Below are 14,608 nucleotides of genomic sequence, written 5' to 3'. Positions count from 1 at the left end.
ACAAATATTGATGCACCCGAAGGGTGTAGTTGTCGTTTAGGTTGACTGAATTTGTATTAAATAGGAAGCCAAGCCAATGGCTGAAACTGACATTGCTATGCCAGAATCGACAGCAGTTGATTCACGCCCAGCATTTGCAATTGTAGAAGAGCTTAAAACCAAATTTGGTGAGAACTTCTACGTGCAAACGACTTTTGAAGATTTTCCAACAGTCTGGGTTGAGCGCGCACGTGTACAAGAAGTTTTAATGTTCTTGCGTACAGTGTCACGTCCATACGTGATGTTGTTCGACTTGTCTGCGGTAGATGAGCGTTTACGTACTCACCGCGACGGTCTACCTGCGTCTGACTTTACAGTGTTCTATCACTTGTTATCGCTTGAGCGTAACACGGACATTCGTATTAAAGTTGCCTTGAATGAGAGTGATCTCAACATTCCTACAGCAACCAACATTTGGCCAAATGCCAACTGGTACGAACGTGAAGCTTACGATATGTTTGGTATCAACTTCGAAGGGCATCCAATGCTCCGTCGTATTTTGTTGCCAACATACTGGGAAGGCCACCCGTTACGTAAAGAGTATTCTGCACGTGCTACGGAATATACACCGTACATGCAAAACCAAGCTAAACAAGACTTCGAGCAGGAACACCTACGCTTTGTGCCTGAAGATTGGGGCTTAAAGCGCGGTAATAAAGACGAAGACTTCATGTTCCTGAACTTGGGTCCTAACCACCCATCTGCGCACGGTGCGTTCCGTGTAATTTTGCAGTTGGATGGTGAAGAAGTGAAAGACTGTGTGCCAGATATCGGCTATCACCACCGTGGTGTGGAAAAGATGGCTGAACGTCAAACTTGGCATTCATTCATTCCGTATACAGACCGTGTGGACTACCTAGGTGGTTGTGCCCAAAACATGCCGTATGTGATGGGTGTGGAGCAACTGGCAGGTATTACTGTGCCAGATCGTGCACAATGTATTCGTGTAATGATGTCGGAATTATTCCGTATCAATAACCACTTATTGTTCATTGGTACTGCAATTCAGGATGCGGGCGGTATGACCCCTGTATTCTATATGTTCGCAGACCGTCAAAAAATCTACGATGCGATTGAAGCCATTACTGGTTACCGTATGCACCCAGCATGGTTCCGTATTGGTGGTACCGCACACGACCTACCAAACAACTGGCAGCACCTGATTCGTGAAATCTTGGAGTGGATGCCAAAACGTATGAATGAATACTACACTGCGGCATTACGCAACTCAGTATTCATGGGTCGTACGCAAGGCGTTGCACAGTATGATGCGAAATCTGCTTTGGCTTGGGGTGTAACAGGTACTGGTCTACGTGCAACAGGTATCGACTTTGACGTGCGTAAATACCGTCCATACAGTGGTTATGAAAACTATGACTTTGACGTGCCAGTAGAGTACGAAGGCGATGCTTACGCACGTGTATTGGTTCACTTCCGTGAAATTGAAGAGTCATTGAAAATCATCAAACAATGTCTAGATAACATGCCTTCTGGTCCATATAAAGCGGATCATCCATTGGCTGTTCCACCACCAAAAGACAAGACATTACAAGATATTGAAACCTTGATTACGCACTTCTTAAGCGTGTCTTGGGGTCCTGTAATGCCTGCTGGTGAAGCATCTGTAATGGCAGAAGTGGTGAAAGGTGCATCTAACTATTACTTGACTTCAGATAAGTCGACGATGAGTTACCGTACCCGTATTCGTACACCAACTTTCACGCATTTACAGCAAATGCCTTCTGTGATTAACGGCAGTCTGGTATCTGACTTAATCATTTATTTAGCGACCATTGACGTCGTAATGGCAGACGTGGATCGCTAAGGGGTAAACGCATTATGATGATTTTGACTGATAAAAAGCCACGTGTGAATGTTGAAGGGATTTTGACTGCGGAAGAAATCCATGAAATTGAACATCACATTGGTCATTATCCGTACCCACGTGCAGCATCTTTAGATGCCCTGAAGTGTGTACAGCGCCGTAATGGCTGGGTAGATGATGCGCAGCTCAATGCGATTGCACAGCTTCTCACCATCAGCGTTGCTGATTTAGAAGGTGTCGCAACATTCTATAACCGTATTTATCGCCAGCCTGTAGGTCGTCACGTGATTTTATTGTGTGACTCGATTGCATGCTTTTTGATGGGTGCAGAAACACTGGCAGAAGCATTCCAGCGTGAATTAGGCATTCAGTTTGGTCAAACGACTGCAGATGGTCGTTTCACCTTATTGCCAATTTGCTGTTTAGGTAATTGCGATAAGGGGCCAACCTTGATGATTGATGAAGATACTCACGGTTTAGTTGAGGTGACATCGGTGCAACAGTTATTGGAGAAGTATGTATGAATACCGAACCAAGACCAATTTATGGTGACGGTAACCCAGAAACACATCCATTAACTTGGCGTTTAAGCAAGCAAGAGCACGTGCGTAATGCAGATGATTACGAAGCGCTAGAAGGCTATGCAGGCTTTAAGAAAGCGATTTCTATGCCGCCTAAAGATGTGCTTGAAGTCATTAAAGCTGCGACTGTTAAAGGTCGTGGTGGTGCAGGCTTCCCAGCAGGGATCAAATGGTCACTGATGGCGCCAAACGACAATTCAGGTCCACGTTACCTGATTTGTAATGCCGATGAGATGGAGCCGGGTACTTTTAAAGACCGTTTGTTGATGGAAAAACTTCCCCACCAACTGATTGAAGGTATGCTGATTGCTGCGTACACGCTTGAAGCAACACACGGGTATATCTTTATTCGTGGTGAATACATCGAAGCCGCACAGTACTTAAATGAAGCGATTGAGCAAATTCGTGCCAAAGGTTATTTGGGCGAAAACATTTTAGGTACTAACTGGGGCTTTGAGCTATACGTGCACACAGGCGCAGGTCGTTATATCTGTGGTGAAGAAACCGCATTGATTAACTCGCTTGAAGGTCGTCGTGCAAACCCACGTACTAAGCCACCATTCCCGCAAGTTGCAGGGGCATGGGGTCGTCCAACAATTGTCAACAACGTAGAAACCTATAACAACTTACCTGCAATCATGTTGCGTGGTGCAGAGTGGTATATCGGTTTATCTGCAGGCAAATCGAAAGACCCAGGCACAAAAATTTACGGTGCTTCTGGTAAGGTAAAATTCCCAGGTCTATGGGAGCTTCCATTTGGTACGACTGCTCGTGAAGTAATTGAAGACTATGCGGGTGGTATGCGTGATGGCTTGAAGCTAAAAGCATGGTTACCAGGTGGTGCATCTACCGACTTCTTGGCAGCAGAACACATTGACTTGCCAATGGATGCAGAAAGCATCATGAAGGCAGGTTCACGTTTAGGTACGTGTTTGCTTATGGTGGTCGATGAAACCCAATGTATGGTTTCTGCAACCCGTAACTTAGAAGAATTCTTTGCGCGCGAATCATGTGGTTTCTGTACCCCATGTCGTGATGGCTTACCATGGGCTGTAAAAGCACTCAAAGCAATTGAAAATGGCGAAGGGAAAGAAGAAGACATTCAACATCTTCAGGAACTCACCAAAAAATTGTGGATTGGTAAGACCTTCTGTGCTCACGCACCAGGTGCGATGGAGCCATTAATGGGCGCACTCAAATATTTCCGTAGCGAGTTTGAAGCAAAAGTGGCAAATAGCCGTCCTGCTGCTCAAGCAAGCAACGTAGAACAAGCTTAAGGAATTCGACTATGGCTACAATTCATGTCGATGGAAAATCGTACGAAGTCAATGGCTCGGAAAACTTGCTGCAAGCATGTTTGAGCCTTGGGATCGACATTCCGTACTTTTGTTGGCATCCATCCTTAGGTTCTGTCGGTTCTTGCCGTCAATGTGCCGTGACCCAATATGCGAACCCTGAAGATACTCGTGGTCGCTTGGTGATGTCATGTATGACACCTGCTGCTGACAATACCTATATCTCAATTGAAGACAAGGAAGCGACTGAGTTCCGTGCTTCAATTGTAGAGTTCTTGATGACTAACCACCCACACGACTGCCCAGTCTGTGAAGAAGGTGGTCACTGTCATTTACAAGATATGACTGTAATGACACAGCATGACCGTCGTCGTTACCGCTTTACCAAACGTACTCACTATAACCAAGAGCTAGGTTCGTTCATTGCACATGAAATGAACCGTTGTATCGCATGTTATCGCTGTGTGCGTTATTACAAAGACTATGCAGGCGGTACTGACTTTGGTGTCTATGCCAACGCATCGCGTGTTTACTTTGGTCGTCCTGAATCGGGTACTTTAGAATCTGAATTCTCTGGTAACTTGACTGAAGTATGTCCAACTGGTGTATTCACCGACAAAACTCACTCTGCGCGTTATAACCGTAAGTGGGACATGCAGTATGCACCTAGCGTATGCCAAGGCTGTTCTTCAGGCTGTAACATCTCTCCAGGTGAGCGTTATGGCGAATTACGTCGTGTAGAAAACCGCTTTAACGGTGAAGTAAACCAATACTTCCTGTGCGATAAAGGCCGTTTCGGTACAGGTTATGTGAACCGTGAAGATCGTCCACGTCAGCCACAGTTCCGTAACGGTGCGAGCGTAGAAACCGTTTCTGTAGATACTGCGCTTGATACGATTATTGCTAAAGTTCAAGGCAAAAAAGTTTTGGGTATTGGTTCGCCACGTGCATCGCTTGAATCAAACTTTGCTTTGCGTGAGTTAGTGGGTCAAGACAACTACTCAACAGGCTTATCGCAAAAAGAGCAAAACTTGGTAGAGCTTGCAGCTTCAATCATGCAAACCGAAGGTATTTACAACCCAGGTATGCGTGAAATTGAAGATTACGATGCTGTGTTAATTTTGGGTGAAGATTTAACCCAAACTGCACCACGTATGGCCTTATCTGTCCGTCAAGCGGCGAAAAACAAAGCCAAAGAAATGGCTGCAGAGCGTCGTACCCCAGACTGGCTGGCTGAACCTGTGCAACGTATCGCACAAGATGCAAAATCACCAATTTACATTTTGGCTGCAACGCAAACGCGTTTAGCCGATGTAGCAACCGGTGAAGTGGTTGCATCTCCAAACGACATCGCACGTTTAGGTTTTGCGATTGCAGCTGCAGTAGCAGGCGATGTAATCACTGGTTTAGATGACGATGCCAAAGCATTTGCACAAACTATTGCCGACACGTTAAAAGCTGCGAAAAAGCCATTGGTGATTTCAGGTACAAGCTTACAAGAAGCTGCCATTATGGAAGCGGCTGCACAAGTGGCACAAAACTTGGGTGAGAACGCAGGTTTAACCCTAACTGTGCCAGAAGTGAACTCAATGGGCTTGGCAATTTTAGGTGGTCAAAGCTTAGAGCAAGCATTTGCACAAGATTATGATGCTGTGATTGTGGTTGAAAATGACTTATACCGTCGTTTACCTGCGGCACAAGTTGATGCCGCTTTGGCAAAAGCACAAGATGTAATCGTGCTTGATCATGCTGAAACAGCAACAGTGCAAAAAGCCAACATCGTACTTTCTGCAGCAAGCTTTGCTGAGGGGGATGGTACTGTAGTGAGCCAAGAAGGTCGAGCTCAACGCTTCTTCCAAGTGTATGACCCAAGCTACTACAAACCTGAACTAGCAATCAAAGAATCTTGGCGCTGGTTACACGCACTTGAAACAGGCTTAAAAGGTAAAGCCATTGCTTGGACTGTTTTAGATGACGTGATTGAATCTGTTGCGAAAAATATTCCAGCACTTGAAGCAATTCAGGATGTTGCACCAGATGCAGGTTTCCGTGTACATGGCTTGAAAGTTGCGCGTGAACCACGTCGTTACTCAGGTCGTACTGCAATGCGTGCGCCGTTATCTATTCACGAGCCAAAACAACCGACCGATGTCGATTCTGCATTAACTTTCTCTATGGAAGGTTATGTTGGTAACCAAACACCATCGGCACTTGTACCATTTGCATGGTCTGCAGGTTGGAACTCACCACAAGCTTGGAACAAATTCCAAGACAATGTGGGCGGTCACTTAAAAGGTGGTGATTCAGGCATTCGTTTATTCGATCGCTTAGCAAAACGTCCTGCACGTAGCTATGTGGCACCAGCACCTGTGCTAGCTAATCCTGAAAGCTTCCGTTTAATTCCAATGCATCACATTTTTGCATCGGGTGAATTTACGGTGAAAACACCTGTAATGGAAACGCGTATTCCTGAAGCTGTATTTGCTGTAGGCACGCAAGATGCGCAGCGTTTGAATGTACAAGATGGTCAAACAATTACCGTACAAGCAGGTGAAACGTCTATCGAACTGCCAGTACAAGTGATTGAATATTTACCTACAGGTTATATTGGCTACCCAATTGGTCTTGCACCAACGGTATCTCTTGCAGAGCCTGTTTCAGTCGCGGTAGGAGTGTAATTCATGCAACAAGAATTAATCCGTCAGACGCCGCTGTGGGCTGAGAACTGGCCAATTGCCTATTCAGTCATTCAAGCGATTGTCATCTTACTGGTTGTAGTATTGATTGCTGCGCTCATGTCTTTTATTGAGCGTCGTTTACTGGGCTTATGGCAAGACCGTTATGGTCCGAACCGTGTAGGTCCAGGTGGTATGTTCCAGATTGTAGCCGACATGCTTAAAATCATGTTCAAAGAAGACTGGACACCTAAATTTGCCGACAAACTAACCTTCCGTATGGCACCAGCAGTTGCAATGGCAACTGCGGTACTGTCGTTCATGGTTATTCCTGTATCACCTTATTTAGGTGTTGCAGACATGAGCATTGGCCTGTTGTTCTTTATGGCAATGGCTGGTATTGCAGTCTATGCGGTGTTATTTGGTGGTTGGTCATCAAACAACAAATACGCATTGCTTGGTGGTCTACGTTCAGCCGCGCAAACCATTTCGTATGAAGTGTTCTTGGGTATTTCACTTATGGGTGTGGTTGCAATTGCAGGCTCATTCAACATGCGTGAAATTGTTGAAGCGCAACGTGATGTTTGGTTTGTGATTCCACAATTCTTAGGTTTCTTGATTTTCGTGGTTGCAGGTGTTGCGGTAACTCACCGTCACCCATTTGACCAACCAGAAGCAGAACAAGAATTGGCTGAAGGTTATCACGTAGAATATGGCGGTATGAAGTGGGGGATGTTCTTCGTTGCAGAATATGTCAACGTGGTACTGATCTCTGCGCTTATCGTGACTTTATTCTTCGGTGGATGGCTTGCGCCGTTTAACCTTGAAATTCCATTCATTCCAGCAGCTTTCTGGTTCATTATCAAAACAGCATTCTTTGTAATGATGTTTGTTTTGGCACGTGGTTCTTTAATGCGTCCACGTTATGACCAAGTGATGAACTTTGGTTGGAAAATTTGCTTGCCATTGGCGCTTGTTAACCTTTTGGTAACTGGTGCTGTGATTCTTATGAATCATTCGGCCTAAGACAGCAGGGAGAACAATATGTTTAAGTTTCTAGCTGGGTTTGGGTCAATTGTACGTTCACTGTGGATGGTTTTCTCACACGTGACACGTAAACGTGACACCATTTTGTATCCGGAAGTACCAGCCGAAGAAATTGTACCTCCACGCTTCCGTGGTCGTATTGTGTTAACACGCGATCCAGATGGCGAAGAGCGTTGTGTTGCATGTAACCTCTGTGCAGTTGCTTGTCCAGTAGGTTGTATTTCGCTGCAAAAAGCAGAACAGGAAGATGGTCGTTGGTATCCAGAGTTTTTCCGTATCAACTTCTCACGCTGCATTTTCTGCGGTATGTGCGAAGAAGCATGTCCAACGACTGCAATTCAATTAACACCTGACTTTGAGTTAGGTGAATATGTGCGTCAAGACTTGGTGTATGAGAAAGAACATCTACTCATTTCAGGTCCTGGTAAATATCCTGACTACAACTTCTACCGTGTAACGGGTATGGCTGTTACAGGTAAAGACAAAGGTCAAGCGCAACGTGAAAGCGCACCTATTGATGTACGGAGTCTATTACCATGATGTGGCCGTTTTATTTGATGGCACTCGTGGCCATTGTTTCTACGGTTCGTGTAGTAACTAACGCGAACCCAGTACATGCTTTATTAAGCCTGATCGTGTCATTACTTGCTGTTGCAGGTATATTCATGATCGTAGGTGCACCATTTGCTGGCGCCTTGGAAATCATTGTTTATGCGGGTGCGATCATGGTCTTGTTCGTATTCGTGGTGATGATGCTCAACCTCGGCCAGCAAACTGTTGAGCAAGAGCGTAAATGGTTGACGTCATCAACTTGGGCATACCCAGCTTTGATGAGCTTCCTGATTGGCTTGGTTTTAGTGTGGTCATTAAGCTCAGACTACACTGCACCAAGCGCGCTTATGGGCACCGAAATGGTGGGTCCAAAAGCAGTAGGTCAAGCACTCTTTACTCAGTACTTATTGTTAGTTGAAGTTGCCGCAATGTTATTACTTGGAGCCTTGGTTGCAGGCTTCCACATCGGTAAACGTGAACCAAGTGCAGAAGAGGAAAAAGAATAATGGGCAACATCCCTTTAGAACATGGTTTGATTGTCGCGACCATTCTTTTTGCACTCGGTTTTTACGGTGTGATGGTGCGACGCAACCTACTATTTATTTTAATGGGCCTTGAAATCATGATGAACGCTGCTGCATTGGCGTTTGTCTTGGCTGGTAGTGCATGGGTACAACCAGATGGTCAGATCATGTTTATCCTGATCTTGACACTTGCTGCGGCAGAGGCGTGTATCGGTCTTGCGATCGTCCTTCAGTTCTATCATCGCTTCCATCATTTGGATGTGGATGCTGCTAGTGAGATGCGCGGATGAGTTATTTATATCTAACAGTATTGTTTCCGCTCATTGGTTTTATCCTTTTAGCGGCAGGGCGTAACAACTTACCTGAAAAAGTTGCTGCGATTATTGGCGTAGGCTCAGTAGGTCTGTCTGCATTATTTGCGTTAATTGCAGGCATGGACTTTGTTAATAACGGTTCGGTTGCAACGACTCAACATTTATGGACTTGGTTCAATGTGGGTGGTTTTGCACCTGCGTTTAGCTTACACCTAGATGGTTTATCTTTGCTCATGCTGGGCATGATTACGGGTGTGGGTTTCTTAATTCACATCTTTGCCTCATGGTACATGCGTGGTGAAGAAGACTTTGCACGTTTCTTCTCTTACTTCAACCTGTTCGTTGCGAGCATGTTGCTGTTGGTTTTAGGCGATAACTTAGCGTTATTGTTCTTAGGTTGGGAAGGTGTAGGTCTGTGCTCTTACTTGCTGATTGGTTATTACTACCAAAACCCTGCAAATGGTTTTGCGGCAATCAAAGCATTTACCGTAACACGTGTGGGTGACGTTTTCTTACTGATTGCATTGTTCTTGCTGTATCAACAATTCGGCACCTTGAATACGCAATACATCGTAGAAAATGCAGCCAATGTAATGACTCAAAGCTCATCCATCACCATTTGGACAGCGTTAATGTTGTTCTTAGGTGCTGCGGGTAAATCTGCACAAATTCCATTGCAAACTTGGTTAGCTGACGCGATGGCAGGTCCAACACCTGTATCTGCATTGATCCACGCTGCAACCATGGTAACTGCAGGTGTTTACTTATGCTGTCGTATGTTCAGCGTATTTGAACTAGCACCAGAAGTGATGTTGTTCATTTCTATTACAGGTGCGGTGACCTTACTAGTTGCTGGTTTTGCTGCATTGGTTCAAACCGACATCAAACGTATTTTGGCTTACTCAACTATGAGTCAGCTCGGTTATATGTTTATGGCGGTAGGTGCTGAAGCGTATCAGGCTGGTCTATTCCACATGCTAACTCACGCATTCTTCAAGGCATTATTATTCTTGTCTTCTGGTGCGGTGATTTTGGCTTACCATCACGAACAAAACATTTTCAAAATGGGCGGCTTGTTCTACAAGAACAAATTCCTATTTGCATGTTTCGCAATTGGTGGCGGTGCATTGGCAGCGATTCCATTCTTGACCATTGGTTTCTTCTCAAAAGACGCTATTTTGGCAGCAGTTTGGACGCAAAGTCATATTGCAGGTATTCCGTTATATAACACCTTATATTGGGTGGGTGTAGCTGGTGCATTCTTAACTTCAATTTATACATTCCGTTTAATTTGGGTTGTATTCTTTGGTAAAGAAAACACGCCATATCACGAAATCAAAGGCGCAACTTACTGGTTCCCATTGGCAGTGCTTGCAGTACTTTCAACTGGTTTAGCGATTGTATTAAAAGCGCCAGTGATGAGCATTCTTGATGCTGCAAAAATCCCAGCATTTGTGATTCCTGAAGCATTAAAAGCAGGCGCACATGGTGCAGAGTATGTTGCAATTGGTGTGGCTTTGGCTGGTTTAGCCGTAGGCGTGGTGTTATTTGCCTTCGCTTATAATGCTGTAAAAGGATTTGCGCAAACTTCATTGGGTGCGGGCCTTGCCAACATTTGCCGTAATGCACTTGGTTTCGATGCGTTGTATGACATCGTATTTGTAAAACCATTCTTGCTGATTGCCAAACTATTAGGTCGTGATCCAGTTAATGGCATGTGGTTAGTACTGCCTGCACTGGTGAAAGGTGGTCATAGCTTCACAAGTTCACGTCAAACAGGTTCATTACGTGAGTACGCATCGAGTATGGCACTTGGTGTTGTGGTCTTACTAATGATCTTGATCGTGATTCAGGTCGTGGGGAAATAAGATGGACGCTCCAAACAATTTAATTCTACCCGCGCTGATCCTTGTTCCGTTCATTGCAGGTTTTATTTGCTGGTTGGTCGATAAACTCGACGATAAATTACCGCGTTACATTGCTTTAGTGGGTATGCTCGTAACTTTGGGCTTAACTATCGCATTGTGGCAAGGTGCCAGCTATAACTACGAATTAGGCGCTCAAGTTCCAACTTGGTCGGCTGAATTTATGTTGCCTTGGATTCAAACCCTAGGCATCAACATTCACTTAGCGGTGGATGGCTTATCTTTACTTATGGTCGGCTTAACTGCATTACTGGGTGTTTTGGCAGTAGGCTGTTCATTTGGTGAGATTCAAAAGAACGTTGGTTTCTTCCACCTTAACCTTTTATGGTCTTTGGGTGGTGTAATTGGTGTATTCCTTGCAATTGACTTGTTCCTATTCTTCTTCTTCTGGGAGATGATGCTTGTACCAATCTACTTCCTGATTGCGTTATGGGGTCATAAAGGTTCAAATGGTCGTTCACGTGTTTATGCTGCAACCAAATTCTTTATCTACACGCAAGTTGCTGGTTTAATCATGTTGGTGGGTATCTTAGGTCTAGTGATCTACGGATACATGATGTCAGGTACGATTTCGTTCAACTACAACTATTTATTAGCTGTAGCGAATACACTTGACGCACAATTACCAGCAGTCGCTTATGCCTTCATGATCTGTTTATTCATCGGTTTTGCGGTAAAACTTCCTGTTTTCCCATTACACGGTTGGTTACCAGATGCGCACGCACAAGCGCCTACAGCGGGTTCTGTCGACCTTGCAGGTATTTTGATTAAAACTGCAGCGTACGGTTTACTACGTTTCGTAATTCCATTCTTCCCAGCGGCATCTGCTCAATTTGCAGACATTGCCATTATTTTGGGTTTAATTGGTGTGTTCTACGGTGCGTGGTGTGCTTTCCAGCAAACCGACATGAAGCGTTTACTAGCTTATACCTCTATTTCGCACATGGGCTTCGTATTACTTGCAATTTATGCAGGTAATATCCTGACTTACCAAGGCTTAATGATCATGATGTTGGCACATGGCTTGTCATCTGCAGCTCTGTTCATTATGTGTGGTCAAATTTATGAGCGCGTACACACACGTGACATGCGTTTAATGGGCGGTATTCGTGGTCAATTCCAATACCTTTCATTCTTCCTGATGTTCTTTGTGGCAGCGTTAGTTGGTATTCCTGGTTTAGGTAACTTTATTGGTGAATTCCTGATTTTAATGGGTTCATTTGAACAGTTCCCAGCCTTCACAATTATTGCGGCAATCAGTTTAGTTTTTGCAGGTGTTTACGGTTTAATCCTGATTCACAAAGCCTTATTTGGTGTACCAAATGAAGAGCAAAAACAACACTATGCAAATCCGTTAAAAGATTTAAATGCACGTGAAGTTGTGATTCTTTCAATTTGTGCGCTGGGTCTAGTATGGCTTGGTCTGTATCCACAAACCTTCCTTGATATTTCAAATTCAAGTATGGCGTGGTTAGCGAATAGCTACATCCCAGTTCAAGAAGTAGTTGAAGTTACACAAGAAGTAACAGCTCAACTCGAAAATGTGGAGATCCAATAAGCCATGAACTTCACAATGTCATTTTCTGAGCTTATGCCTTTAGCTCCTGTGATGATCGTGGCTTTAACTGCGATTATCGTGATGATCCTTACTGCAATTAAGCGTAACCATAACTTAATTGCTACAGCATCAGTGGTGGGCTTGAACCTCGCTGCTGCTTACCTTTTACTCATGATGTTTGGCGGGAATTTTGCTCCTGCCAGCGTGATGGGCATGTTTATGATTGATCCGTTCACCTTGTTATATCAACTGGTGATTCTGATCGCTGCATTAGCATGTTCTACTTTGTCACATGCGTATATTGAAACGTATAAAGACAACCGCGAAGAACTCTACATCTTAATGTTGTGTTCAGTGGCGGGCGCTATGTTGATGGTGTCAAGTTCGCACTATGCATCGTTCTTCATTAGCCTTGAATTAATGTCAATTCCTTTGTATGGCTTATTGGCATATACCCACCAGCGTTCTAAATCTTTAGAAGCGGGCGTGAAATACTTGGTATTGTCTGCAACTGCTTCAGCAATGTTGCTTATGGGTATGGCGTACATTTATGCATACACAGGTTCATTGTCGTTCTATGACTCTGTGCAAGCATTGATGCAAAATATCCAACAGCCATTGGTGATTTTAGGTTTAGGCTTAATTATCTTTGCGGTGGCATTTAAACTATCTTTGGCACCATTCCACAAATGGACACCAGACGTTTATGACGGTGCACCTGCACCAATCGCAACTTTCCTTGCGACTGTAGCGAAAGTAGCAACCATTGGTTTGTTTGTGCGTTACATGTTGGGTTCAGGTGCAATCCTGATCGACTCGATTGTAACCATCATGAGCATTATTGCCGTGCTTTCAATTTTGGTGGGTAACTTCCTTGCTGTACGTCAAGTGAACTTGAAACGTATTTTAGCTTACTCATCAATTGCACACTTTGGTTATTTGTTGATTGGTTTAATCAGCATGACTTATGCAAGCTTGGGCAATGTCAGCGTTTATGTGATCACCTATGTCTTGACGACTATTGGTGCGTTTGGTGCAGTGGCATTAATGTCTAGCCCATACAACAACGTAGCAGAAGCAGAAAGCTTGGCTGACTACCGTGGTTTGTTCTGGCGTCGTCCAGTATTGACTGCTGTACTAACCGTGATGATGCTTTCTCTAGCTGGTATTCCACTCACTGCAGGCTTCATTGGTAAGTTCTTGGTGGTGATGGCTGCGGTAACGACTCAGCACTGGTTCTTAGCTGTGATGATCATCGTGGGTTCAGGTATTGGTTTGTACTATTATTTGCGCGTTATGGTGGTGATGTATATGACACCACCAGACGAACCAAAAATGGACGCTGTCGATCATTGGGGTCAAAAAGTGGGCGGTATTATGGTATTGGCTGCAGCTTTAGCGGTATTGGTGATTGGTGTTTATCCAGACCCAATTATCAAAATTGCACTTGAAGCTGAAATTTTGTCACCAATCCATTTCATGCTGTCACAGCAATAATTTGAAAGAAGTTTAACTTTCAGTCAAAAAGCCTTCATAAATTGAGGGCTTTTTGGTTTATATACACAATAAAAACAGCATATAATAAAATGATATTTGCTTTTATTCCTTTTAGGTGTTCTCCCGTGGCTATTCATGAAATCCGACATCCGCTTATTCGTCATAAATTAGGGTTATTACGTCGTGCTGACATCAGCACCAAAAACTTCCGTGAATTGGCACAAGAAGTTACCATGTTGCTGACTTATGAGGCGACCAAAGATTTGCCAATGGTCGAGCATGAAATTTCGGGTTGGAATGGTGCGGTTACTGTAGATCGTATTGCAGGTAAAAAAATTACGGTTGTGCCAATTTTACGTGCAGGTATTGGTATGTTGGATGGTTTCTTGAACCTAATTCCAAGTGCTAAAGTGTCTGTACTTGGCTTGGAACGTGATGAGGAAACTTTAGAAGCGCGTACGTATTACAAAAATTAGTGCCAGATGTACAAAACCGTATTGCGATGATTATTGACCCTATGCTTGCCACAGGTTCATCTTTAGTGGCAGCGATTGATTTGCTCAAAGCCAGTGGTTGTAAAGACATCCGTGTGATGGTTTTGGTTGCAGCGCCAGAAGGCATTCAACGTGTAGAAGCCGCACATCCAGATGTGGTGATCTTTACTGCATCGGTAGATGAAGGTTTAAACCAAGACGGTTATATTGTGCCTGGCTTGGGTGATGCAGGCGATAAAATCTTTGGTTCAGTGCAAAAAGATTAAGCCGAATATTGGTGAA

Annotated in this window: 11 protein-coding genes and 1 pseudogene; all 12 read left to right on the top strand. The window is 44.2% G+C overall.

The genetic code is table 11. The annotated features are described in order from the left end of the window. Window positions 1–76: 76 nt before the first annotated feature. Window positions 77–1,864, top strand: coding sequence for an NADH-quinone oxidoreductase subunit C/D (gene nuoC / locus L6C30_RS05110; RefSeq protein ID WP_070155070.1), 1,788 nt, complete (start codon window positions 77–79; stop codon window positions 1,862–1,864). Window positions 1,865–1,878: 14 nt separating this feature from the next. Further along, the gene (nuoE, locus tag L6C30_RS05105) at window positions 1,879–2,388 is read left to right on the top strand and encodes an NADH-quinone oxidoreductase subunit NuoE (protein ID WP_004975451.1); all 510 of its coding nucleotides are present in this window, start codon (window positions 1,879–1,881) and stop codon (window positions 2,386–2,388) included. Further along, window positions 2,385–3,722, top strand: coding sequence for an NADH-quinone oxidoreductase subunit NuoF (gene nuoF, locus L6C30_RS05100; RefSeq protein WP_179989658.1), 1,338 nt, complete (start codon window positions 2,385–2,387; stop codon window positions 3,720–3,722). The genes nuoE and nuoF overlap by 4 nt, the downstream gene beginning before the upstream one ends. 11 nt (window positions 3,723–3,733) lie before the next feature. Then, window positions 3,734–6,418 (top strand): NADH-quinone oxidoreductase subunit NuoG, encoded by a 2,685-nt coding sequence (gene nuoG / locus L6C30_RS05095; RefSeq protein WP_236162519.1) that lies wholly within the window; start codon window positions 3,734–3,736, stop codon window positions 6,416–6,418. 3 nt (window positions 6,419–6,421) lie between these two features. Further along, window positions 6,422–7,441 carry an NADH-quinone oxidoreductase subunit NuoH gene (gene nuoH, locus L6C30_RS05090; RefSeq protein ID WP_004975457.1) on the top strand — a complete coding sequence of 340 codons (1,020 nt, stop codon included), beginning with the start codon at window positions 6,422–6,424 and terminating at the stop codon, window positions 7,439–7,441. Between the two features lie 18 nt (window positions 7,442–7,459). Continuing rightward, entirely contained in the window at window positions 7,460–8,002 is a 543-nt protein-coding gene (gene nuoI, locus L6C30_RS05085) for an NADH-quinone oxidoreductase subunit NuoI (RefSeq protein ID WP_004975460.1), read from the top strand. Then, complete coding sequence (nuoJ, locus tag L6C30_RS05080; protein WP_019836331.1) at window positions 8,002–8,520, top strand: NADH-quinone oxidoreductase subunit J; 519 nt, start codon at window positions 8,002–8,004, stop codon at window positions 8,518–8,520. The genes nuoI and nuoJ overlap by 1 nt, the downstream gene beginning before the upstream one ends. Then, complete coding sequence (gene nuoK / locus L6C30_RS05075) at window positions 8,520–8,828, top strand: NADH-quinone oxidoreductase subunit NuoK (protein WP_004975463.1); 309 nt, start codon at window positions 8,520–8,522, stop codon at window positions 8,826–8,828. The genes nuoJ and nuoK overlap by 1 nt, the downstream gene beginning before the upstream one ends. After that, the gene (gene nuoL, locus L6C30_RS05070) at window positions 8,825–10,720 is read left to right on the top strand and encodes an NADH-quinone oxidoreductase subunit L (RefSeq protein ID WP_236162520.1); all 1,896 of its coding nucleotides are present in this window, start codon (window positions 8,825–8,827) and stop codon (window positions 10,718–10,720) included. Before nuoK ends, nuoL begins: the two co-directional genes overlap by 4 nt. 1 nt (window position 10,721) lies before the next feature. After that, complete coding sequence (gene nuoM / locus L6C30_RS05065; RefSeq protein ID WP_236162521.1) at window positions 10,722–12,335, top strand: NADH-quinone oxidoreductase subunit M; 1,614 nt, start codon at window positions 10,722–10,724, stop codon at window positions 12,333–12,335. Between the two features lie 3 nt (window positions 12,336–12,338). After that, on the top strand, window positions 12,339–13,832 hold the full coding sequence (nuoN, locus tag L6C30_RS05060; RefSeq protein ID WP_236162522.1) for an NADH-quinone oxidoreductase subunit NuoN: 1,494 nt from the start codon (window positions 12,339–12,341) through the stop codon (window positions 13,830–13,832). Window positions 13,833–13,957: 125 nt separating this feature from the next. After that, window positions 13,958–14,592, top strand: a pseudogene (upp, locus tag L6C30_RS05055) (uracil phosphoribosyltransferase). Window positions 14,593–14,608 lie beyond the last annotated feature (16 nt).

It is taken from the genome of Acinetobacter sp. KAM396 (assembly GCF_021602765.1).
GTDB lineage: Bacteria > Pseudomonadota > Gammaproteobacteria > Pseudomonadales > Moraxellaceae > Acinetobacter > Acinetobacter towneri_A.
This window is presented reverse-complemented; position numbering and strand designations above follow the sequence as displayed.

Bases quoted from the DNA above. Each gene is read 5' to 3' on its own strand.
- nuoE (WP_004975451.1), top strand. From the start codon at position 1,879: ATGATGATTTTGACTGATAAAAAGCCACGTGTGAATGTTGAAGGGATT.
- nuoJ (WP_019836331.1), top strand. From the start codon at position 8,002: ATGTGGCCGTTTTATTTGATGGCACTCGTGGCCATTGTTTCTACGGTT.
- nuoN (WP_236162522.1), top strand. From the start codon at position 12,339: ATGAACTTCACAATGTCATTTTCTGAGCTTATGCCTTTAGCTCCTGTG.
- nuoM (WP_236162521.1), top strand. From the start codon at position 10,722: ATGGACGCTCCAAACAATTTAATTCTACCCGCGCTGATCCTTGTTCCG.
- nuoI (WP_004975460.1), top strand. From the start codon at position 7,460: ATGTTTAAGTTTCTAGCTGGGTTTGGGTCAATTGTACGTTCACTGTGG.
- nuoG (WP_236162519.1), top strand. From the start codon at position 3,734: ATGGCTACAATTCATGTCGATGGAAAATCGTACGAAGTCAATGGCTCG.
- nuoL (WP_236162520.1), top strand. From the start codon at position 8,825: ATGAGTTATTTATATCTAACAGTATTGTTTCCGCTCATTGGTTTTATC.
- nuoC (WP_070155070.1), top strand. From the start codon at position 77: ATGGCTGAAACTGACATTGCTATGCCAGAATCGACAGCAGTTGATTCA.
- nuoF (WP_179989658.1), top strand. From the start codon at position 2,385: ATGAATACCGAACCAAGACCAATTTATGGTGACGGTAACCCAGAAACA.
- nuoH (WP_004975457.1), top strand. From the start codon at position 6,422: ATGCAACAAGAATTAATCCGTCAGACGCCGCTGTGGGCTGAGAACTGG.
- nuoK (WP_004975463.1), top strand. From the start codon at position 8,520: ATGGGCAACATCCCTTTAGAACATGGTTTGATTGTCGCGACCATTCTT.